The sequence below is a fragment of the Xenorhabdus griffiniae genome, from assembly GCF_001028135.1.
Lineage (GTDB): Bacteria > Pseudomonadota > Gammaproteobacteria > Enterobacterales > Enterobacteriaceae > Xenorhabdus > Xenorhabdus bakwenae.
Window position 1 is genome coordinate 24,006 of record NZ_LDNM01000038.1, and the last position, 23,478, is coordinate 47,483.

Annotated in this window: 20 protein-coding genes and 1 tRNA gene; 10 read left to right on the plus strand and 11 right to left on the minus strand. The window is 41.5% G+C overall.

The features are described 5' to 3' along the window. Window positions 1–305 precede the first annotated feature (305 nt). Complete coding sequence (locus tag AAY47_RS09760; protein WP_047769328.1) at window positions 306–1,010, plus strand: phosphatase PAP2 family protein; 705 nt, start codon at window positions 306–308, stop codon at window positions 1,008–1,010. A gap of 344 nt (window positions 1,011–1,354) precedes the next feature. Next, complete coding sequence (gene mepS / locus AAY47_RS09765; RefSeq protein WP_047769330.1) at window positions 1,355–1,942, plus strand: bifunctional murein DD-endopeptidase/murein LD-carboxypeptidase; 588 nt, start codon at window positions 1,355–1,357, stop codon at window positions 1,940–1,942. 91 nt (window positions 1,943–2,033) lie between these two features. Here the strand turns inward: mepS and AAY47_RS09770 are convergent, their stop codons facing one another. The 3 genes from AAY47_RS09770 to rsuA form a co-directional block, all read right to left on the minus strand. Beyond that, window positions 2,034–2,378, minus strand: a complete 345-nt coding sequence (locus AAY47_RS09770) for a YejG family protein (protein ID WP_047769331.1) — start codon at window positions 2,376–2,378, stop codon at window positions 2,034–2,036. A 604-nt stretch (window positions 2,379–2,982) separates the two neighbouring features. Beyond that, on the minus strand, window positions 2,983–4,173 hold the full coding sequence (locus AAY47_RS09775; RefSeq protein WP_047769333.1) for a Bcr/CflA family multidrug efflux MFS transporter: 1,191 nt from the start codon (window positions 4,171–4,173) through the stop codon (window positions 2,983–2,985). A gap of 33 nt (window positions 4,174–4,206) precedes the next feature. Beyond that, window positions 4,207–4,914 carry a 16S rRNA pseudouridine(516) synthase RsuA gene (gene rsuA / locus AAY47_RS09780; protein ID WP_047769335.1) on the minus strand — a complete coding sequence of 236 codons (708 nt, stop codon included), beginning with the start codon at window positions 4,912–4,914 and terminating at the stop codon, window positions 4,207–4,209. Between the two features lie 270 nt (window positions 4,915–5,184). On the opposite strand from rsuA, the gene AAY47_RS09785 reads away from it, so the two are divergent. Both AAY47_RS09785 and rplY read left to right on the plus strand, forming a co-directional pair. Further along, window positions 5,185–6,942: a DEAD/DEAH box helicase gene (locus tag AAY47_RS09785; protein WP_047769453.1), complete on the plus strand. Its 1,758-nt coding sequence runs from the start codon at window positions 5,185–5,187 to the stop codon at window positions 6,940–6,942. Window positions 6,943–7,120: 178 nt separating this feature from the next. Further along, entirely contained in the window at window positions 7,121–7,402 is a 282-nt protein-coding gene (gene rplY / locus AAY47_RS09790) for a 50S ribosomal protein L25 (RefSeq protein ID WP_047769337.1), read from the plus strand. A gap of 84 nt (window positions 7,403–7,486) precedes the next feature. On the opposite strand, the gene yejK is transcribed toward rplY, so the two are convergent. After that, window positions 7,487–8,494, minus strand: a complete 1,008-nt coding sequence (gene yejK / locus AAY47_RS09795; protein ID WP_047769339.1) for a nucleoid-associated protein YejK — start codon at window positions 8,492–8,494, stop codon at window positions 7,487–7,489. A gap of 276 nt (window positions 8,495–8,770) precedes the next feature. Here yejK and AAY47_RS09800 point away from each other — a divergent pair, with 276 nt between their 5' ends. From AAY47_RS09800 to AAY47_RS09810, 3 genes are all read left to right on the plus strand, one after another. Next, complete coding sequence (locus AAY47_RS09800; RefSeq protein ID WP_047769341.1) at window positions 8,771–8,998, plus strand: YejL family protein; 228 nt, start codon at window positions 8,771–8,773, stop codon at window positions 8,996–8,998. A gap of 30 nt (window positions 8,999–9,028) precedes the next feature. Next, on the plus strand, window positions 9,029–10,768 hold the full coding sequence (gene yejM, locus AAY47_RS09805; protein WP_047769343.1) for an LPS biosynthesis-modulating metalloenzyme YejM: 1,740 nt from the start codon (window positions 9,029–9,031) through the stop codon (window positions 10,766–10,768). Between the two features lie 75 nt (window positions 10,769–10,843). Continuing rightward, window positions 10,844–10,920, plus strand: a tRNA-Pro gene (locus AAY47_RS09810). Between the two features lie 342 nt (window positions 10,921–11,262). Here the strand turns inward: AAY47_RS09810 and AAY47_RS09820 are convergent. Continuing rightward, window positions 11,263–11,742: an AAC(3) family N-acetyltransferase gene (locus AAY47_RS09820; protein WP_047769455.1), complete on the minus strand. Its 480-nt coding sequence runs from the start codon at window positions 11,740–11,742 to the stop codon at window positions 11,263–11,265. A 402-nt stretch (window positions 11,743–12,144) separates the two neighbouring features. On the opposite strand from AAY47_RS09820, the gene AAY47_RS09825 reads away from it, so the two are divergent. Together AAY47_RS09825 and AAY47_RS09830 are read left to right on the plus strand one after the other, a co-directional pair. Further along, on the plus strand, window positions 12,145–12,738 hold the full coding sequence (locus tag AAY47_RS09825) for a lytic polysaccharide monooxygenase (RefSeq protein ID WP_047769348.1): 594 nt from the start codon (window positions 12,145–12,147) through the stop codon (window positions 12,736–12,738). Between the two features lie 248 nt (window positions 12,739–12,986). Then, window positions 12,987–13,382, plus strand: a complete 396-nt coding sequence (locus tag AAY47_RS09830) for a VOC family protein (protein ID WP_047769350.1) — start codon at window positions 12,987–12,989, stop codon at window positions 13,380–13,382. Window positions 13,383–13,533: 151 nt separating this feature from the next. On the opposite strand, the gene AAY47_RS09835 is transcribed toward AAY47_RS09830, so the two are convergent. The 6 genes from AAY47_RS09835 to ubiG form a co-directional block, all read right to left on the minus strand. After that, on the minus strand, window positions 13,534–13,968 hold the full coding sequence (locus tag AAY47_RS09835) for a lysozyme (protein WP_047769352.1): 435 nt from the start codon (window positions 13,966–13,968) through the stop codon (window positions 13,534–13,536). 812 nt (window positions 13,969–14,780) lie between these two features. Continuing rightward, window positions 14,781–15,554 carry an N-acetylmuramoyl-L-alanine amidase gene (locus AAY47_RS09840; RefSeq protein WP_047769353.1) on the minus strand — a complete coding sequence of 258 codons (774 nt, stop codon included), beginning with the start codon at window positions 15,552–15,554 and terminating at the stop codon, window positions 14,781–14,783. Between the two features lie 218 nt (window positions 15,555–15,772). After that, window positions 15,773–16,039: a class I ribonucleotide reductase maintenance protein YfaE gene (gene yfaE, locus AAY47_RS09845; protein WP_047769355.1), complete on the minus strand. Its 267-nt coding sequence runs from the start codon at window positions 16,037–16,039 to the stop codon at window positions 15,773–15,775. A gap of 1 nt (window position 16,040) precedes the next feature. Next, window positions 16,041–17,171 carry a class Ia ribonucleoside-diphosphate reductase subunit beta gene (gene nrdB / locus AAY47_RS09850; RefSeq protein ID WP_047769357.1) on the minus strand — a complete coding sequence of 377 codons (1,131 nt, stop codon included), beginning with the start codon at window positions 17,169–17,171 and terminating at the stop codon, window positions 16,041–16,043. 12 nt (window positions 17,172–17,183) lie between these two features. Continuing rightward, window positions 17,184–19,475, minus strand: coding sequence for a class 1a ribonucleoside-diphosphate reductase subunit alpha (gene nrdA / locus AAY47_RS09855; RefSeq protein ID WP_047769359.1), 2,292 nt, complete (start codon window positions 19,473–19,475; stop codon window positions 17,184–17,186). A gap of 429 nt (window positions 19,476–19,904) precedes the next feature. Further along, window positions 19,905–20,639: a bifunctional 2-polyprenyl-6-hydroxyphenol methylase/3-demethylubiquinol 3-O-methyltransferase UbiG gene (ubiG, locus tag AAY47_RS09860; RefSeq protein WP_047769362.1), complete on the minus strand. Its 735-nt coding sequence runs from the start codon at window positions 20,637–20,639 to the stop codon at window positions 19,905–19,907. A gap of 209 nt (window positions 20,640–20,848) precedes the next feature. On the opposite strand from ubiG, the gene gyrA reads away from it, so the two are divergent. Continuing rightward, the gene (gene gyrA / locus AAY47_RS09865; RefSeq protein ID WP_047769365.1) at window positions 20,849–23,473 is read left to right on the plus strand and encodes a DNA topoisomerase (ATP-hydrolyzing) subunit A; all 2,625 of its coding nucleotides are present in this window, start codon (window positions 20,849–20,851) and stop codon (window positions 23,471–23,473) included. Window positions 23,474–23,478: the final 5 nt, after the last annotated feature.

The window sequence follows — 23,478 nt, forward strand, 5'->3', positions numbered from 1 at the left end:
TTCTAATAAATTAGAATATTATAAAATCAATTGATAGTTATTTAATAATAGTCAGGTGCTGACATTGCATCAAATATATATTATCGGTACTGCCGTGGGGATTTAGCTATTTTTTCGATATCATAAAACTATTTACACATTTGACAACAATAAAGTTTAGCGATGAACTATACAAATATACTGATATAACCACACCTTAACCACAGTATCTGATGGTGATTACGCTTTCTCATAAATTTTGTTATAGTCCTTTCCTCGGTTAATTTGTCTACCAAACTCCACTTTACGTGTTAAATAGGTATCTCATGACTCGCAGTCACCCGTTCGCTATATTTATTCTCAATATCCTTGGTATTGCCCTGTTCCTCTCATGGTACTTGCCTGAGAATCACGGCTTTTGGTTCCATATTGATTCCGCTATCTTTTATTTTTTTAATGAAAAATTATTACCCGATTCGAAATTTTCCCTATTTGTCGCTATCGTGAATATTAGGGCATTCGATGTCATATCACTTTTATGCATGGGCTTACTTTATTACAGTGCATTTCACAAACAGGATCACGCTGGCAAGCGCAGACTTTTCATGATTGGTTTAGTGATGCTTATCTCTGCCGTTATCATTAATCAAATAGGTCATCAAATCCCCGTCAGCCGCCCAAGTCCAACGCTGACATTTGAAAATGTTAATCGCATAAACGAAGTAACCCGTTGGCATACAAAAGATTCCTCCAAAGACAGTTTCCCTGGTGATCACGGTTTAATGCTCTTAATTTTCAGCAGCTTCATTCTGCGTTATATCTCCCGCAGTGCATTCTGCATTGCTCTACTGATTATGGTCGCTTTTGCTCTTCCCCGTATTATGGCAGGTGCTCACTGGTTTACAGATATCGCAGTAGGCTCTTTATCTTTAACATTGATAGGCATGAGCTGGATATTGCTAACCCCATTGAGTGATATTATAGCAACATGGTTAGACAAGAAATTACCGCATATTAGACGCGATAATTAAAATCATAATATTGAGGAGATAGCTGTTATCTCCTCAATATCATCTCATATTTATTAAAACAGTATAAAATAGCAACAAATCATTCTAACCTATTAGTTCCTAATCTGATTTTTTGTAAAGAACTCTTTTTGTCTCTCGCTTTTTACTCATGATTTCAGTAATCTTTCCTGCGTCCTGTTTATTAAAATAACATGTTTTGTAAAGATAATAATAAAATGTGTTGCTTCGCACACTTTATGGACAGAAAATTTGTTAATTCACCCTATTCTGACTAGGCTTTAGAACATTTAGTGTTTTCATGGTGGTGATAAGTCACGTTAAGGACTGCAAGGAAAAATCAATAAATGGTTAAATCTAAACCAACACTGAGATACATCTTGCGGCTGATACCCGCAATTATAGCGGCAGTAACACTGACCGCATGTAGTTCACCAGATTCTAACCTACGCAATAAACACACTGAGACGCATGCAGTAAACACTGGAAAACATTATTTACTGCAAGCATCTCAGGATGAATTTGAAACGCTAGTCAACAAATTAGATATCAAGTCTAAGATACTCAATCAATACGCTGACTGGAAAGGTGTAGCCTATCGGCTTGGTGGAAATACCAAACGGGGTATCGATTGTTCTGCTTTTGTGCAACGTACTTTTCATGATCAATTTGGTATGGAGTTACCACGTTCCACCTCAGAACAACAAAATATAGGACAAACCGTCAGTCGCTCTAAATTGCGGGCGGGTGATCTGGTATTGTTTAAGACAGGGGTTCGCAGGCGTCATGTCGGTATCTACATTGGCAATAATCAATTTGTTCATGCTTCAACCAGTAATGGGGTTATCGTTTCCAAATTGACCGATACTTACTGGAGTAAACGCTACTATGGTGCAAGGCGAGTGTTATCAGATAACATAAAAACCTCGGTTTGACCGACACCTAACGTGTTTTATTACTGAATTTTCCCTTGCAGACATTAAAAAACGCTTCCGTTTAAGAAGCGTTTTTTGTCAATGGGTAAAATCATAGTGGATACAGCGCAGTTATATTTTCTGCAATTGCAGCGCCTAACGTCTTTAAACGACATATCACTGCACTCTCATCTTCCTTAGCAAAAAACAAACAGGGTTCTCCTTCCCATCTAATCACAGCACTCGGTATCTGCATATCAGCAATAGACTGATTTATAACATGCAAAATTTCCCGTGCTGCTTCGCCTTCGTGGCTTAATAATTTCAGCCCCATCAGGCTATTTCCTGAATCTGTTTCTTCTGCTGGTAAAATCTCAACTTTTGTACCAACGAAGCCAGTTGACCACCGATAACTTTGCGGCAGTCTGTGTACTACCGAAAGTTGGATATTATTCACGTATCATTCCTATCAGAAACAACATTAATACATCTAACCACCAGCTGTAGATTATCGATTCGTCAAAACCGAATAACCATTCAACAAAAAAGTAAATAAAAGGTTAAAATAAAAATTGGGTTATCGCACTTACTTCACTTCCTACTTCACGAAAAGTGCGACTCAGCTCGCATTTTATATATATTTATACTGTTTAGGTAAAAAATTCAACTTATTTTTATGCAAAACAGCAACCTTTAATTCAATATTTATTTACATATTTGTTTCTTTCAAACGTTATCGAGTGCCAATAAAACCACAATCGTTTTATTTACAATAGGTTAAATAATGACAATCCTATAACCTTTCATAGTCATAAAGTTATCATGGAAAATTAACAAAAAATCAACACCCCGGCACTAACTGGCTATGATAATATTAAAAATTTCCTATATTTTTTGATGATTACTCGATAATTCCTGTTTATCAGGTTAATCAATAACCCTCTAAAGGTTCAGCGTTCTCTAGGCAAAACAAAAGGCCATCCCATATCGGCAGATGGCCCCTAAAAGTATTTTATGTCTGAGCGTGATTGCTTTCAAAATATGACTATTTATAATGCTGATTATTTATATGACTTACTGCGTGCATAGATAATAAGCATCATTGCTAATGTCACACATAATGCCATTGAGCCTACCAGCGGCCAGGCATTTTTCTCAGGCAATAAAGACAAAATAGCGCCCACCAATGCAGCAATACTAAAACGGATGGTTCCTGCCAGTGAAGAAACGGTTCCAGCCATGTGGGGGTAATCGTCCAACACAACCGCCATAGTATTAGACGTAATCATAGAAATTCCGCTGATATAAATGGCAACCCCCATAACCAGAGAAATAAACCCCAGATCAAACAAGGTACTAAACAGTAACCATAATCCCACGACAAATTGAACACACAGTCCAATATGCAACATTTTTAATGGGCCATATTTGCGTACACACTGGCTATTGATAGTTGCCGTGATGAACAGAAAAATAACATTCAGCCCAAAATAGTAACCAAAATGCTGTGCAGGTACACCGTTCAGTTTGATATACACAAATGCACCAACACTGAGAAAAGAGAACATTCCAGCAAAGGAGAAACCACTCGCTATGATGTAGCATAGTACCTGGCGTTGACGAAACAGCATGATGAACTGTCTTACAGTCGTTTTTAAGTTAAATTTCTGCCTTTTCTCTTTAGGTAATGTCTCTTCTATGAAGAGAGTCACCAGGCCGACAGCTATGACTGCAACCAGAGCAATCGACCAAAAAATAGCATGCCAGTTAAACCATACCATCAACATCCCACCCAACATGGGAGCCAATAAAGGGGCGATGATCATCACCAATGTCACAAAAGACATACTGCGGGAAAATTCCTCTTTTGTGAACCTATCACGCATCAGAGCATTGATAACCACACCAGCAGCCGCCGCAGAAAATCCATGTAAGAAGCGCATGGAAATAAAGGTATCAATATCTTGTGCTAAAGCACAGGCAACAGAAGAGATAGCAAAAACAATGACACCGCCCAAAATGACTGGCTTACGTCCTAAGCTATCTGACATTGGCCCATAAATCATTTGCCCAATAGCAAAGCCCAAAATATAGCTACTCAGCGTCATTTGTACCAGGCCATCACTGACACCAAAACTCTCAGCGATCGTTGGCATACTCGGCAAATACATATCAATGGCCAATGGCATTAACATAGAAAGCAAACCAAGGATCAACACTAATCCCAAATAAGACGAACGCTGTTGTTGCACGCAGTTACTCCTGAATCAATTGAAGGATAAAAATTAGGGGGTTAGAATTTGTATGCTGTTGATCTCATTATCCGCCAGCGCCCGATATTCTCCTGGCTCCAATGCAGGATCGAGATAAATTTCGCCGATTCGCGCCCGATGAAGCGCAACAACATGATTTCCTACTGCGGCAAACATCCGTTTTACTTGGTGATAACGTCCTTCGCTAATAGTCAAACGAACAAGTTCAGGCTCAATAATTTCCAGTTGTGCGGGTTTTGTCAGTGTTTTTTCCCCATTTAACTGCACCCCTGCCAGAAATTTTTGTTCGGTATCCTCAGCGACAGGGTGTTCCAATCTCACAAGATACGTTTTTTCGCAGTGATGTTTGGGAGATGTAATACGGTGTGACCATTGACCATCATCCGTCAATAAAACCAACCCTGTCGTGTCGATATCCAAACGCCCTGCTGAATGTAATTGATGAGAAACAGGCTCATCGATGAAATACAAAATTGTCGGGTTTGACGGATCATCCGTCGAACATACATATCCCTGGGGTTTATTCAACATGAAATAACGTGGACCATTGAGTTGTTGCAATATCGTGCCATCATAGGCAACTTGTTGATCAGACTTTAATTTATAGGCTCTTGTTTTGATGATCTCATCATCGACAGTGACTCGCCCTGCCCGCAACTCGCGCCCCACATCGTTGCGGCTAATACCTAATTGTTGTGATAAAAATTTATCCAATCGCATGAATAGATGTACCTGACAAAAATAAACAAATATGAACATGTCCTTGATATTACGAACAACTTCAAGGCCACTATTGGGATACAAGATTAAACAGATAATTCATAAAAAAATTATCACGGCAGTAACTATAGCAACAATAAGCTACACGTTATAGCCCACCTGATCCTAGAAAAATAATAACGAATTATTTCTCGACGGCAGGCTTCAATGAAAAATGTTATTCTCTACAGCAATTATCTTCTACCTGATATTTGTGACAGTAACATAAAAATGGCTTTTACTTTACGTCCTTATCAACAAGAAGCGGTAGACGCCACTATTCGCTATTTTCGCCAGCACAGAGATCCCGCCGTTATTGTTTTGCCAACAGGGGCGGGCAAAAGCCTTGTCATCGCTGAATTGGCAAAGCTGGCTCATGGCCGTGTTTTGGTACTAGCACATGTCAAAGAACTTGTTGCGCAGAACCACAGCAAATATTGTGCTTATGGATTGGATGCAGACATTTTTTCCGCAGGGCTAAATCAAAAACAAAGTGCAGGAAAAGTCGTTTTTGGCAGCATTCAGTCCATTGCCCGCAACCTGGATTGCTTTGACCACCATTTTTCACTGCTAATCATCGATGAATGCCACCGCATCAGCGATGACGAAAACAGCCAATACCAACAGATCATCCAGCAACTTCGAAAAAACAATCCCCAAATCCGCATATTGGGTTTAACTGCAACACCTTATCGCCTCAACGCTGGCTGGATATATCAATATCATTATCATGGCATGATCCGGGGTGACGAACGCTGTTTTTTTCACGAGTGTATTTATGAACTGCCATTGCGTTATATGATTAAGCATCATTTTCTGGTTTTTCCAGAAAGATTGGACATGCCTGTCATGCAATATGATTTCAGCCAGGTACGAACCAGCCAACAAGGGATATTCAATGAAGCGGAATTAAATCGGGAGCTTAAACGCCAAAAGCGTATCACTCCTCATATCATTAGACAGATCGTTGAATATGCACAAAATCGAAAAGGTGTGATGATTTTTGCCGCAACAGTCGAACATGCCAAAGAGATCTTCCAATTGCTGCCTACAGGACAAGCCGCGCTAGTCAGCGCAGATACTCCACCATCTGAACGGGATCACTTAATTACGGCATTCAAGGAACAGCAACTCCGCTATATGGTCAATGTTGCTGTACTCACAACAGGATTCGATGCTCCTCATGTTGATTTAATCGCCATATTGCGTCCCACAGAATCTGTCAGCCTTTATCAGCAAATCGTCGGGCGCGGTTTACGTTTATTTCCTGACAAAAAAGATTGCCTGATTTTGGACTATGCCGGCAATCCCCACGATCTTTACACGCCTGAAATCGGTAACAGTAAACCCAACTCACAAAGCCAGCCCGTTCAGGTATTTTGCCCTATCTGCCAATTTGCCAATACTTTCTGGGGGATATGCACGACAGATGGAGAGATCGTTGAGCATTTTGGGCGACGCTGCCAAGGTTGGGCAGAAGACGAAAATGGGAAACGTCAACAATGTGATTTTCGTTTCCGTTTTAAATCATGCCCCCATTGTGGGGCAGAAAACGATATCGCGGCACGACGCTGCCATCGTTGTGAAGAAGTCCTCGTCGACCCCGATGATATGCTGAAAGCAGCCTTAAAACTAAAAGACGCACTGGTGCTACGTTGTGGTGGTATGCAACTAACACCAGGTCACGACAATAAAGGAGAATGGCTCAAAATCACCTATTACGACGAAGATGGTGCGGATGTCTCTGAGTTGTTCCGTTTATCGACCCCAGCCCAAAAGAGAGTATTTGAACTGCAATTTCTTCGCCAGCATCAGCGTGCACCAGGAACCGTTTTTCGCTGGAAAACAGCAACAGACGTTGCTAATCAATTGCCTTTATTGCGTCATCCTGATTTTGTTGTCGCGCGTAAAAAAGGGCACTTTTGGCAAATTAGAGAAAAGGTTTTCGACTATCAAGGGCGATTTAGACGGGCTGATGATTTGTCCTAAATATACCAAACAGGCTATCCACTAACCAACCGGAAAGCATATTTATATTTGCTGTCATATCGGTTTTTCGCTAGAATGCCGCCCGCTTAACGTGATAACTCATGTTAAGCCAAGTATCGAACCTGCTGCTGGGTCGCCTGTAGCAGGATTTATTTTCTTCTTTTACAGAGAAAAAATAATGTTAACTATTAATGCAGAAGTACGTAAAGAGCAGGGCAAAGGTGCGAGCCGCCGCCTGCGTAGAGCTAACAAGTTTCCAGCAATCATCTATGGTGGTAACCAAGAACCAGTTTCTATCGAACTGGATCACGATGCAGTTATCAACCAAGAAAGTAAGCCAGAATTTTACGACGTTCTGACCCTGGTTGTTGATGGTAAAGAAACTAAAGTTAAAGTGCAGGCAGTACAGCGTCATCCGTTTAAACCTAAACTGACGCACATCGATTTCCTGCGTGCTTAATTAGAGCCACAGTCGAGCTTTTATCGGGACGCCGAGTAAATAACGCCGCAATTGCGGCGTTATTTATTTTTACAACCTGGTGTATTAGCGATTACCACCACCATGACGTTGCAATTGATCGCGCAAATTCGGTGGCGTTCCCTTAATCGTCAACGTATCTGTTACGGGATCCCAAAAAATTCTTTCTCCCATCAACATGGCATCAAAGTTAATGGTTAATCCTCCACCACTACCTGCAAATTTTGTTAATTGGCGTAACGTTCCGCGATCGGCTGGGAAGCTCTCTTCCAGTTCATAGCCTTTTTCCTGCGAAAATTGCTGAAAATTTTGCTCACCCAACGAAGGTAACTCCCGGGATAGCGCTTGTAACTTAATTTCCTCGCCCGCCTGTAACTGTTCATTACAATAACCATAAACTTGCTGGCGATAAGCCTGGCGTTCATTTTTGTCCAACTGTGCCGACTCACAATAATCATCCAAAGCCTGCAAAAAACCTTTATTTTGGACTTTGGCATTCATGCCTTCACTGGCAGCCAGGAAATCCATAAAAAAGTCTGAAACCTTGCGCCCTACCCGCCCTTTTAAGAACGTCAGGTAACGACTGGATTCAGGATTGGTTTCCCACTCAGTCAGATCGATTCTTGCGATAATATCAGCATGGGGAATATCAAGATATTGCGTCGTATTGACATCGAGTTCATCGTTGACGGACGTGCTGTTACAACTATTAAGAACTGCAATCAGTAAATATTCCACAGCAAGATAACGATATTGACAAAACAGCACCGTTCCCCCTTCTGCGAACGGGTACTTTGACAACTCATCTTTCAAGCGAACAGTTGCAGCCCGGCTAAATCCGAGAAAATCGTCATCTCCTTTACGTAGATGACGAAGTGATCCCGCCAGCTCACTTTCTTCACTGAACAAACCATAAGCTTTACTTTTCGCGCTATATACACGATGCAGCTCTGCCATCATCTCTTCAACCACTTGGTTGGTATCCAGCAAAGCATCACGCAAAATTACTTCCAGCGTCTGTTCATCACGTTTAATCAACCGGTGTAGCGCAATCTGGGTAATTTCCAGACTCATTATTTATACTCCTTTTGCAACTTTGGCCCATCTAGGGCCGTGCGGTTAGCGGCGTATTCAAACATCGTTATCTTTCTGCTGCAACCAAAAACCCAATGGACAAAAATACTCACCATTTAATGGTCAACAGCCTACATATCAAAGAGTAAAATGAGGCAGTATATTCAATATTGCAACCACTCCGGCAGCAGAGAGTTAATTTGTCATAAAAAAAGCAGAAAATCCCCCCTCTATACGGTAAGATATGGGGCTTTGTACATCCAGGATATTTGATTTATGCCACAGTCATCTCGCTATAGCGATGAAAAAGTTGAACATTTATTAACTGAATTAGTAAATGTTTTCGAGAAAGATCATACTCCAACTGACCTGACCTTGATGGTTTTGGGTAATATGGTAACAAATTTGATTAATACGAGTATTGCTCCTGCACAACGCAGACAGATCGCAGACTCGTTTGCACACGCGTTGCAATCTTCAATCAACGAAGATAAAGCGCATTAATCTTTATTAACACGTTGACGTAAAGAAAATATGGTGACTCGCTGTCAGCATTACCGCGAAAAAGTTTCTCAAATGATCAGTTGGGGACACTGGTTCGCACTGTTCAACATAATGTTCAGTCTTGTGCTGGGCAGTCGCTATCTATTTGCATCTGACTGGCCGGGTTCACTGTTTGGTCGCATCTACGCGCTGGTCAGTTGGCTTGGTCATTTCAGTTTCATTGTCTTTGCCATCTATTTACTCATTTTATTTCCGCTAACATTCATTGTTATGTCTCAGCGGCTAATGAGGTTTCTTTCAGCCACGTTGGCAACGGCAGGTTTAACACTACTGATATTCGATTCCTCCATCTATGTTCGCTTTCACCTGCATTTAACGCCATTGGTTTGGGATTTAGTCACCAACCCAGAACAAGGTGAATTAGCAAGAGAATGGCAACTGATGTTCATCTGTATTCCTTTGATTTTTCTAATACAGATGCTTTTTGGCACATGGAGTTGGCAAAAGTTACGTAGCCTGAGCCGTCAACGATTTGGTAAGCCACTGGCAGCAGTATTCATTACTGCTTTTGTCGCTTCACATCTCATGTATATCTGGGCAGATGCCAATTTCTACCGTCCGATTACCATGCAGCGCTCAAACTTACCCATTTCTTATCCAATGACCGCCCGCAAGTTCCTTGAAAAACACGGCCTATTAGATCAGCAAGAATTTCAACGCCGCATTAACCAACAAGGCAATCCCACAGCCTTAGGTGTCAATTATCCGCTGAATAATTTATCTTATCAGGATACTGGACGCGGTTATAACTTACTTCTGCTAGTCGTGGACGGGCTGGATCAACAAGACATCACCCATGATATGCCAACTCTGGAACATTTCGCGAAGAACAATATCCAGTTCACTCAACATTTCAGTACAGGCATTCAAGATGACACTGCATTGTTTGGTTTATTCTATGGCATATCATCAGGCTATCTGGACGGTATTCTTAACGCCAGAAAATCCTCAGCACTTATTGATGCCCTGACACATCAAGGGTATCAATTTGGCCTCTTTTCTTCAGATGGATTCCAGACACCACTTTATCGCCAGGCCATACTGACCGACTATTCATTGCCAGAAGCTAAAAGACAAAACGATAACTTAACCGTGACGCAATGGAGCCAATGGTTAGATCTACGAAATGGTTCCACGCCATGGTTCTCACTTCTGGATATTAATGGTTTTGTACCTTCCTCCGGTAAATTTGATAAGAAAGCGCTGGATACTGAAATCAGCCATGTTTTAGAAGCCCTGAAGACTAAAGGTGCCTTAGATAAAACAATCATTGTGATTACAGCTAAACAGAGTAAAGAAACAGCAGATAACAGAGCAAAATGGTTTACGGGTGACAAATTCAATCGTGAACAGCTCCATGTTCCTCTGATAATTCAGTGGCCTGGCACCCCAGCACAAACTATCGATAAGTTGACCAGCCATCAAGATATCATGACAACCTTGATGCGCCGTTTATTGCACGTGACTAATTCTCCTGATGATTATTCCCAGGGTGAGGATCTCTTTCATGCCCAAAGGGAAAACCCATGGCTTATTACGGGTGATAATGGTTCATTAATTGTTACGATGGCCCAAAATACTGTCTATCTTTCCAAGGATGGACAGTATCATCAGTATGATTTAGAGGGTAATGAAATTCAGGATGCCAAACCAAACCTTGCCCAATTATTACAGATATTAACGGAAGTGAAACGATTTTTAGCAAATTAATCGTTTAAAAATCAAACGGTCACTAAATTAGGGGCTTGCTTTACAAATAAAAAACGGTAATATAGGAGAAGTCATCGGCATGTAGCGCAGCTTGGTAGCGCACCGTCATGGGGTGTCGGGGGTCGTAGGTTCAAATCCTATCATGCCGACCAAATTTCCCTAGAAAAACCAACCACTTGTGGTTGGTTTTTTTATGGGTGAAATTTGTTCTTGGTAAAATGAGGGTAAAATGGGGCCGCCGGAAATTTAAAATTTATTAAAATAATTGTTTATTTATTCCCTCCTTTATTTCTCCATCCAATGTACTGCATAATCCAATATCTCTTTAGCAGGTACAAGCAATGTATTAGCAATGTATTAGCAGATCCGATGGTGCCTTCAATAATAACCTCTGAATGCTCATGACAAAAATGTTCAACAATATCTTTAAAATAACCTTGATGAAACCTTTCACAAACAAGATCTACAGTATCAAATTCCTTTAATATCACCCATTATACTTGGTTATTTTTCAATAGTGGGACCTCCATTTTTCTAATACGCTTATTGGGAATATTTGCCAAATGTTCAGCATTATTTCCAATAGCGACGACAGAAGCACCAGGGTTTTGGCTTCTAATAGCTCCTTTAGTTGTCCTGACACACTCAGCGAATACACCATGATCTTTGCTTGCTCGGGAAAATGATCGATCATATGGCATGATTTCAGATTTTAATTCTGATGGGACATAACCGTTTACATCCAAACTATCTTCATAATTTTGTTCCCAGTTCGTATAACACAATAATACGCCTTCAATTCCCAAAACCGTTAAAATAGCGTGGATAAGAGCATCTGCACCATTCAAACAATTGCCTACAGATCGCATAGCAACATGAGCCATCACAACATCACCTTGTTTTATGCCTATCCTTTGTAGCTGCTGAACAAGCATCGATTGTGTCCAATAATTATCTTCACCCACTTTGACCATATATCTACCCTCACTCTTTGTTTAAGTTTGGTTTATTGCATATTCTTCCATTTGGGGCTACCTTATCTATGTGTACTCAAAATCCTACTTAATTTAGTACACCCTCATTTGCTTCTTATTTCGCTCTTCCCCTCCTTGGATTCAGGGAGGGATTTTTGTCGTGGAAAATTTTATAAAATGAATGTTTCTTACTGTCCGTAATCGCGTCAGAGTAAACGACAATTATATCTTTCTGGCATACCTCTATCATAAATTAAGTATTTATAATTATATAATTTTGTTATAAATATTTCTGTACATTTCCATTATAAGAAATTTAAATTTCATTAATGACTAATATAATAATAAGAAAATAAATTCACTTATTTTACAGTTAAGTAAGGAAAAAATAGGAACTTCATCATGAATATTAAAAAGTCTCTACTTTTAGTAGGATTAACGGCCTTTGGTGCTATCCCATTCTCTAGTATTGCTGAACCAGATTCAAATCATGGATATGTCGATACACCGCCAAGCAGGGCACTTTTATGCCAAAAAGGTATCAATAAAAACTGCGGACCTGTCATGTATGAACCACAATCGGTTGAAGGTCCCAAAGGCTTCCCACAAGGGGGACCACCAGATGGACAAATCGCCAGTGGTGGTGTTGCTCAATTCAAACAACTCAATGAACAAAGTACAGACCGCTGGCATCATGTCACTATCAATAAAGGAATCAACCAATTTAAATGGACAATAACAGCCCGGCATAGCACCACTTCATGGCAATTCTATATTGCCAAACCTGGCTGGGATCCAAATAAACCTTTAACACGTGCACAATTTGATCTAAAACCCTTCTGTGAGTACCTTGATAATGGAAAAAGGCCAGGCCAAACTGTCTCACTGGACTGTGATATTCCCGATCGCTCAGGCTATCATGTTATTCTCGGCGTGTGGACAATTGCTGATACCCCCAATGCTTTCTATCAAGTTATTGATGTTGATATTAAATAATATTTTTAATTACACTGACATTTTATTTATAAATATACCAACCCAACTTCAAGATGCGTGTTATATTTCCCCGCTCAGCAGGGAAATATAAGGCCTCACGGCGTCTTGCGGGTTGCAACTTGACGTTTATCGAGTATATTATATGAGCACAAAAAGTGCTGGTAAATGACCAGCACTTTTTCTAAAAAAATAAAAATGCTTTTCAGATATGATCTATTCACCCAAAACAACTCTACACATAGAAAAATATGAAAAAATCAACAATTCTTAGGATTGCCCGACCAACAGATAATCTTACTAAAATTGCAGAAATGTATTGTCACGGCTTAGATTTTATCATACTAGGAGAATTCAAAGATCACGATGGTTTTGATGGTATTATGCTAGGGCATCCCAACCATTCCTGGCATCTTGAATTTACTCATCACCACAATACACATGTTGGTAAAGCCCCAACTAAAGATAATTTATTAGTATTTTATATAGAAGATGAACTTGAATGGCAAGAGCATGTAAAATCAATGCAAAATGCCGGGTTTATTCTCATTCATTCTTATAATCCTTATTGGGATAAAAGCGGAAAAACTTTCGAAGATAGCGATGGTTATCGTGTTGTATTACAACATGGTACATCAGAGATTTAGTTATTTATTTTACGATTAATTGTTTATTCACAGGATTACGTCCTTACCATATTGGTCATTCATTTATTAGGCTATTAGCAATAATCTGATTAGACTTCTATTTTTTATTTCTGATAGCCTAAAAAACCACCATGATACTTATTTGATCATGTTATGATAAGAATGTTTTTTGCTCAGATTCCCTTCGCATACGCAAAGCTGCTAACGCTCTCCCATCGGCACGATCCCATTTCACAAACTCTTTTGCTGCACCTTGGTAATCACCGGTATTCAATTTTTTCAATAATGTTGAATGAGCAAAATTACCGATCCCTAAATTGAAAATAAATGAGCATAAAGCATCAAATTGCCCTTGTGTTAGAGATACCTTAACTAACTGCTGAATGGCGGCATAAACAGGGATAAGATCTTGATGTAAATATCCCTCAGCCTGTTGCGTAGTTATCACTTGTCCAGGCTCTACTCCTTTTGTATGACCATATCCAATTGTCCACGGTGCTGCTCCAGTGGCAGGATCTGGGTATGCTTTCAATTTCAAGCCTTCATAGCTTTTAAGTTTATTAATACCATTTTCACTGATCTTCATTCATTTTCCCCGCTACCAGATTGAGCACCAAGATTATTTTGGTCTAAAAAACAACCCAGAAATCAAGTTTAGATGAAAAAACAACCAGCAATGCTACAATTATACTCGGTGATAAAATCTCCACCAAAAAACAAATAAAAAAATTAGTTAAATATCAATAAATTATTATTTTATACAAAAATTTTTTAATTTTTAAAAATTACTTTAATGAATATCTTGACTCTTTTGCTTTTGAGCATAAAATCTTTCTCAGAATTTAGATTTTCGTGAAGTAAATCACAATTTATAACCGTCAAAGGAAATCATCATGAAATCTGTAAAATCTTTCCTCTCAAATGTACACTGCGTTGTTATCCGGTTATCAGCAACTCGTTTTATGTAAGAGCTGCTACAATATAAAAATAAGCCAGTCAAAAACTGACTTATTTGTCGTCGTTACAGCCTTAAGGCAAGTGCTTTCTTGTCTATTTCATTATTGACACGCTATTCATTGAAGAACTTCTGTTCCGAAAGATTAGTCTTATAAGACTCATAAATTTCAAGGTGTAATACTGCGGCAAGGCAACATCCCCCAGTAACTTTGATAATAGCTAAGTCACTGAGGATGTTATCAGGTGAGAGAACAGCCAACAAAGCAGCAACCTGTAAAATCAAAATGAAGGTATAGAGTTCATGGAATTTCTATGCTGACTGGCTTGCAATGTTCAACTTCAAGATGCGTGTTATATTTCCCCGCGCCGCAGGGAAATATAAGGCCTCGCGTCGCCTTGCGGATTGCAACCTGAAGTTTATTGAGTATATTTCATCAGAAATCAGAATTTATTATCACAGTATTTTTCAACCAAGGCATATAAAATGGCGATGGTTTCTATATCTGGTACACCATCATAATGTGACGAACGGAAGTGCATTTGAAATGCTTTCAATAAAGATTGAAAATTTTCTTTTTTTTCTGCCCCTGTGATGTCATAACCATAACGCTTAAACTTTTCTAAAATCTTGGTGACATCAGGCAGGCAATGCCCGAATTGTTCAATATATTTTTGCTTAGTTTCTTCGTCATACCATGCTCCAACTCCCGCATCATAGAGTTCTTTCCACGGAAAAGAGGGGCCTGGATCGGTTTTTCTTTGCCATGCAATATCTGAATGCCCTACAACATGAGTCGGTTTAATATCCGGGTAACGTTGTAATATATTGATGGCTAACTCTTTGATTGCTGCAATTTGCTCAGGGTGATAAGGAGGGAAAGTGAAAACGCCACCATCATCACTGGCCTCATTCACAATCTCAATACCTATGGATGTATCATTCAACCCTTCTCGCCCATCCCAATAACTTATTCCTGCATGCCAGGCCCTTTCAAGTTCATCAACCAAATTGAATATGTGAATTTTATCAAATCCAGCCGCTTGGTAAGTTGGATCATCTGGGTTTGGAACCAGGTAGTGAGCACTGACAAGTTCCCCGGTCAGCGCCTGAATAGATTTCTCAAAGTTCAAAGCAGTGTAGTGCATAACTAAGAAGCGGGAACGTCTGTTAAAACTTTTGGTTGAACGATATGAATTATAATCAATTTTATACATTATTGTGCCCCTTTATTTGGTTTTGCTATGTAACACTGTAAGTATTAAATCACCTCCAATCCGTTGTTGCCAACAGCATAAAAGGAACAAACATAGCAATAAAGGTATTTGTTTAGTTATTTTTGGAACATCGTGAAGAGGCAGATGGAAAAATGGTGAGGATATGGACATACCGTCGTGATAATCGATATGCCCACGATCAGGAATATTAAAGGAAATTATGGCTCAATTTCAATATCTGTCAGTGGATAACAGCTACAGGGTAAAATTTCCCCTTCATTAACAAATGCCAGTGGCTTACAAGGATATCCAACCTTGCCCTTCACCAGGCGAACACGACAAGAACCGCAATACCCTTGCCGACATTGGTATTCAAGCTGAACTTTGCCATGTTCCAGTGCTTCCAACAAATTGTCGTGCAAACCTGAAGAGTAATGGATATATAACCCCTGCCGTGACGGCAGGGTGACTTTGTAATCAGCCATATCAGAGTTCGAAACCGCTGAGATCCTCAGTATTGACTTCCGAATCAATCTGACCAACCAGGTAAGAGCTGACTTCGACTTCCTGTGGAGCCACTTGGACATTATCAGAAACCAGCCATGAATTGATCCAGGGGATCGGATTAGAGCGGGTTTCAAACGGTAATTTCAAGCCCACTGCCTGCATACGAATATTGGTGATATATTCAACATACTGGCACAGAATATCTTTGTTCAGGCCGATCATAGATCCATCTTTAAACAAATAATCAGCCCACTCTTTTTCCTGCTCTGCTGCCAGCACAAACAGATCGTAGCACTGTTGTTCACACTCTTTGGCAATTTCCGCCATTTCAGGATCATCCTGACCGGAGCGTAACAGGTTCAACATGTGCTGTGTTCCCGTTAAATGCAATGCTTCATCACGAGCAATCAGTTTGATAATTTTGGCGTTACCTTCCATTAATTCACGTTCAGCAAAAGCAAATGAGCACGCAAAACTGACATAGAAGCGGATGGCCTCCAGAGCATTAACACTCATCAAGCATAAGTAAAGTTGCTTTTTCAATTCACGTAGATTAATGGTAATAGTTTTGCCCGCAACATCATGCGTTCCTTCACCGAACAGATGATAATAGTGAGTCATCTCGATCAGATCATCGTAATACGCGGAAATGTCTTTGGCGCGTTTTAAAATCTCTTCGTTCTCCACAATATCATCAAATACGATGGAAGGATCGTTCACGATATTACGGATAATATGTGTGTAAGAACGCGAGTGGATCGTTTCTGAAAACGACCACGTTTCAACCCAGGTTTCCAATTCAGGAATGGAAATCAATGGCAGAAAAGCCACATTCGGGCTACGGCCCTGAATGGAATCCAATAACGTCTGATATTTTAGGTTGCTAATGAAAATATGTTTTTCATGATCCGGCAATGCGTTATAGTCAATGCGATCACGGGCAACATCCACTTCTTCTGGACGCCAGAAGAAGGAGAGTTGTTTTTCAATCAACTTCTCAAAAATAGGATATTTTTGCTGATCAAAACGCGCCACATTAACAGACTGACCGAAAAACATCGGTTCTTGTAGCTGATCATTTTTTACTTGTGAAAAAGTGGTATAGGACATAGTTTCCTCAAATTAAATCTTACACGCGCCGCCTTCACAATCGGAATCTGCTGACTCAACGACTTCTTCCAGATCACCTTGAACGTCTTCTGCCCCATCACGGGTGTTGTGGTAATACAATGTTTTCACACCATATTTGTAAGCGAGCAGCAAATCTTTCAGCAATTGGTTCATCGGAACCTTGCCATTAGGGAAACGCGCCGGATCATAGTTCGTATTGGCAGAAATCGACTGATCGATAAATTTCTGCATGATCCCTACTAACTGTAGGTAACCATCGTTGCTCGGCATTTGCCACAGCAGCTCGTAAGCACCTTTCAGAAGCTCGTAATCTGGTACAACCTGACGCAAGATACCGTCTTTGGATGCTTTTACACTGATATAACCACGCGGTGGTTCAATGCCATTGGTCGCATTAGAAATCTGCGAAGAAGTCTCTGATGGCATCAATGCAGACAAAGTTGAGTTACGCAAGCCATATTGTTGAATGTCACGGCGCAGAGCTTCCCAATCCATGTGCAAAGGTTCGCTGGTCAGGGTATCCAGTGTCTTTTTATAAGTATCAATCGGCAAAATACCTTGTGCATAAGTGGTTTCACCAAACCACGGACAAGTACCTTTCTCTTTCGCCAATTCGTTTGACGCTTTTAACAGATAATACTGCATCGCTTCAAATGTTTTGTGAGTCAGGTTGTTAGCGCTGCTATCAGAATAACGTACACCGTGTTTCGCCAGATAATAAGCGAAGTTAATTACGCCAATCCCCAGCGTTCGACGCCCCATTGAGCCTTGTTTTGCAGCGACAATCGGATAATCCTGATAATCCAGCAAGGAATCCAGCGCACGAACGGCCAACTCCGATAACGCTTCCAATTCACTCAGATTTTCGATGGCTCCCAAGTTGAAAGCAGACAACGTGCACAGCGCAATTTCACCATTTTCATCGTTAATATTGTCCAGCGGTTTAGTTGGCAGTGCAATTTCCAGGCACAGGTTCGATTGACGCACAGGTGCAATAGCCGGATTAAACGGGCTGTGAGTATTGCAGTGGTCTACGTTTTGGATGTAAATACGGCCTGTTGAGGCGCGCTCCTGCATCATCAAAGAGAACAATTCAACTGCTTTAATGCTCTCTTTACGGATACTGCTGTCATTTTCATACTGCGTGTACAGGCGCTCAAATTCTTCCTGATCTTCAAAGAATGCATCGTACAATCCCGGAACATCAGACGGGCTGAACAGAGAAATGTCTCCGCCTTTAATCAGGCGCTCATACATCAGTTTGTTAACTTGTACACCGTAGTCCATGTGACGAACACGGTTACCCTCAACACCACGGTTGTTCTTCAGTACCAGCAAGCTTTCAACTTCCAGATGCCAAAGCGGATAGAACAGGGTTGCTGCACCGCCACGCACACCACCCTGAGAACACGATTTCACCGCCGTCTGGAAATGTTTGTAGAATGGGATGCAACCTGTGTGGAACGCTTCACCATCACGGATTGGGCTACCCAATGCACGGATGCGCCCCGCATTTATGCCTATGCCGGCACGCTGGGAAACATATTTAACAATCGCGCTGGATGTCGCATTGATAGAATCCAGGCTGTCACCACACTCAATCAGGACACAAGAGCTAAATTGGCGAGTGGGAGTGCGAACTCCCGCCATGATTGGCGTTGGCAGCGAAATTTTAAAGGTAGACACCGCATCATAGAAACGACGGATATAGTCCAACCGCGTTTCTTTTGGATAAGAGGAAAACAGGCATGCAGCAACCAGCATGTAGAGGAACTGGGCACTTTCGTAAATCTCACCAGTTACACGATTTTGTACTAAATACTTCCCTTCCAGCTGCTTGACCGCTGCATAAGAGAAATTCATATCACGCAAATGATCAATAAAACTATCCATTTGCTCAAATTCTTCTTTGGAATAGTCTTCCAGCAAATGTTTGTCGTATTTACCCAGGTTAACCATTTTTACGATATGGTCATACAGCGCAGGTGGCTCAAACTGACCATAAGCTTTTTTACGCAGGTGGAAAATAGCCAAGCGTGCCGCCAGATACTGATAATCAGGAGCATCACCGGAGATCAGGTCAGCCGCAGCTTTAATCATGGTTTCATGGATATCCGATGTCTTGATGCCATCGTAAAATTGAATCTGGGAACGCAGTTCTACTTGTGACACTGAGACATTTTTCAGACCTTCAGCAGCCCAGGCAACAACCCGGTGAATTTTATCAAGATCAATTTGTTCTTTATGTCCATCACGTTTGGTAACTAGCAGACTCTGGTTCATGGGGAAATACACCTTCTCTCTTTTCGTATCCCGCCTATATTGTTCCTTGACCTCTTGACAGCACGATGCCCCCAAGATGGCTGATCGCCAGTTGGGGCTTAACTGCAATTCACTATTGTTTTGCGACTGCTTATTGCGACTTACTACTACATACTGACTACATCACAAGTTGCTACTACAAGATGACAAGAAACACAATATATAGGGGGTAATTAAAACGGTAATAACAAGATAATGTTATTTTCGAGTTTTATCAAGTGTACAAGATCGAGAAGTTTTGTGGATAACTTGAGGATTAATTTTGGCAAAAAGCCGATAACCTGCGTAGTTACTTGATGTTACTTTCATAAGGCTATCGGCGAAACAGGGAAAATAAAATCTTAAAAATAATATTTAGTTGCTGTTTTATTAATCCCTTAACAGTCTTTGTCAGACAGATCGAGTGTGCAGCATATAATTCACGTCTACATTATATCCAAGTCGAAATTTGTCTGTTAACGGATTGTAATGTAATCCAATAATATGTTGCTCTTTCAGAACAGTCTTATCTATCCAACTGATCAGTTCAGAAGGGCGAATAAACTTTTTCGCATCATGTGTTCCTTTTGGCACCATGTTCAATATATATTCAGCGCCAACAACGGCCATCAACCAGGCTTTTCGATTGCGGTTAATCGTTGAAAAGAAAACATGACCACCAGGTTTGACTAATTTAGCACAGGCATGCACTACAGACTCTGGATCGGGTACATGTTCAAGCATTTCCAGGCAAGTCACAACATCATAAGCATGTTGGTGTTGTTCTGCGTGACTTTCTACCGTTTCCTGAACATAAGAAACGGAAACGCCGGATTCCAATGCATGTAAACGGGCAACTTGTAGGGGTTCAAAACCCATATCCAACCCTGTCACTTCCGCACCTTCACGCGCCATGCTTTCCGACAAGATACCGCCGCCACATCCAACATCCAGCACTTTTTTGCCAAACAGGCCATCAGCATGCTGCAAAATGTAGTTCAGACGCAGTGGATTGATACGGTGCAATGGCTTGAATTCACCTTCAAGATCCCACCAACGAGAAGCAACGGCTTCAAATTTTTCGATTTCCTGCTGATCCACATTGGCATGGGATTGAATGTGTGAATCGGGAGTTTTGACGTTCATCAGCAATATCGCTCCTAGAAACTGCTTCACAGCAAACTGGTTCACAGCAAACTGGTTCACAGAAAATGTAACAGTATTATGGGGATGTGTGATAGGAAACTATTATACATGCCTTAATCTTGAAATACCCGTGTCAGATTTTTATAAAACTGTCATTTTGTGGTATAATTCTAAGCCTTTGAATTCGGAGTATGAGGGACAGTGGCTCCATGAGCGACATTGCCAGAGAAATCACACCGGTCAATATCGAAGAAGAGCTGAAAAGCTCGTATCTGGATTATGCGATGTCCGTTATTGTTGGACGCGCACTGCCAGATGTTCGTGACGGACTGAAGCCAGTACACCGCCGCGTACTTTTCGCTATGAATGTATTGGGAAATGATTGGAATAAACCTTATAAAAAATCTGCCCGCGTAGTTGGGGATGTTATCGGTAAATACCACCCACATGGTGACAGCGCTGTTTATGACACGATTGTTCGTCTGGCACAACCATTCTCCATGCGCTATATGCTGGTTGACGGTCAGGGGAACTTTGGATCAGTAGATGGCGATTCTGCGGCAGCGATGCGTTATACCGAAGTGCGCATGGCAAAAATTGCCCATGAATTGCTGGCAGACCTGGAAAAAGAAACTGTCGACTTTGTGCCCAACTATGATGGCACAGAACAAATTCCCGAGGTAATGCCAACTCGTATCCCCAATTTACTGGTGAACGGTTCATCAGGGATTGCTGTCGGTATGGCAACCAACATTCCACCTCATAACTTATCTGAGGTGATCGATGGCTGCCTGGCCTACATTGATGATGAAAACATCAGCATCGAAGGCTTGATGGAGTATATCCCGGGTCCTGACTTTCCGACGGCTGCTATTATCAACGGACGCCGTGGCATTCAAGAAGCCTACCGTACAGGCCGTGGTAAAATTTATATCCGCGCCCGTGCAGAAATTGAAACTAATGAGAAAAATGGCCGCGAAACCATTATCGTCAATGAAATCCCTTATCAGGTCAACAAAGCCCGCCTGATCGAAAAGATAGCCGAACTGGTCAAAGATAAGCGCATTGAGGGGATCAGTGCACTGCGTGATGAATCCGATAAAGATGGAATGCGCATCGTTATCGAAGTAAAACGGGATGCTGTTGGTGAAGTTGTCCTGAATAACCTGTATTCACTGACTCAATTACAGGTTTCATTTGGTATCAATATGGTTGCCCTGCATCAGGGACAGCCTAAGTTACTTAACCTGAAAGATATTCTTTCTGCTTTTGTTTGCCACCGCCGTGAAGTCGTGACACGCCGGACGATTTTTGAACTGCGCAAAGCTCGCGAACGCGCCCATATCCTTGAGGCATTGGCTGTTGCCCTGGTGAATATCGATCCTGTTATCGAATTGATCCGCAGAGCCTCCACGCCTGCTGAAGCGAAAGCCAGCCTGATTTCCCAGGCGTGGGAATTGGGTAATGTTGCCTCTATGCTGGAACAAGCAGGTGACGATGTTGCCCGCCCTGAATGGCTGGAACCCGAATACGGTATCCGTGGCGGTAAATATTACCTGACCGAACAGCAAGCACAGGCCATTTTGGATCTGCGTCTGCAAAAACTGACAGGTCTTGAGCATGAAAAACTGCTTGATGAGTATCGTGATCTACTGAAAGCTATCGCAGAACTGCTGTTTATTTTGGAAAACCCAGAACGCTTGATGGAAGTCATTCGTGAAGAATTGCTGGTTATCAAAGGGCAATATAACGATGCCCGCCGGACTGAGCTGACTGAGAATTCAGCCGATATTAACATCGAAGACCTGATTACTCAGGAAGATGTTGTCGTGACACTGTCTCATCAAGGATATGTCAAATATCAGCCACTGTCCGATTACGAAGCCCAGCGTCGCGGTGGCAAAGGCAAATCAGCCGCACGTACCAAAGAAGAAGATTTCATTGAGCGTTTGCTGGTAGCCAATACCCACGATACCATCCTTTGCTTCTCAAATAAGGGCAAGCTGTATTGGATGAAAGTCTATCAATTGCCGGAAGCGAGCCGTGGAGCACGCGGTCGTCCAATTGTCAACCTGCTGCCATTGGATCAGAATGAGCGTATTACCGCTATTTTACCCGTTCGTGAATATGAAGATGGGCTGAATATCTTCATGGCAACAGCCAGTGGTATTGTTAAAAAAACCAGACTCAGCGAATTCAGCCGTCCACGCAGTGCCGGCATCATTGCCGTAAATCTGAATGAAGGGGATGAGCTAATCGGCGTTGACCTGACAGACGGCAGCAATGAGGTTATGCTGTTCTCTGCACAGGGCAAAGTTGTCCGTTTCCTTGAAGAAGAGGAAGAAACGCTGGAAGACGGTACGGTTCGCGTAAAAGGTGTACGTGCAATGGGGCGCACCGCAACTGGGGTTCGTGGTATCAAACTCAGTAAAGGTGATAAAGTTGTTTCCCTGATCATTCCTCGTGGGCAAGGAGAAATCCTGACCGTCACTGAAAATGGTTATGGCAAGCGTACTGCCGAAAGCGAATACCCGACGAAATCGAGGGCGACCCAAGGGGTCATTTCCATCAAAGTCAGCGAACGTAATGGCAATGTGATCGGCGCAATTCAGGTAGAACCGACTGATCAGATCATGATGATTACTAATGGAGGAACATTAGTACGAACCCGTGTTTCTGAGGTCAGTGTTGTTGGCCGCAATACGCAAGGGGTCACTCTGATCCGCACAGCCGAAAACGAACAAGTCGTTGGCTTGCAACGCGTAGCTGAACCAGATGACGATGATGAAAATGACAATGTCGCGGAGCCTTCTGATGAAGGGAATAGCGAATAAAAAGA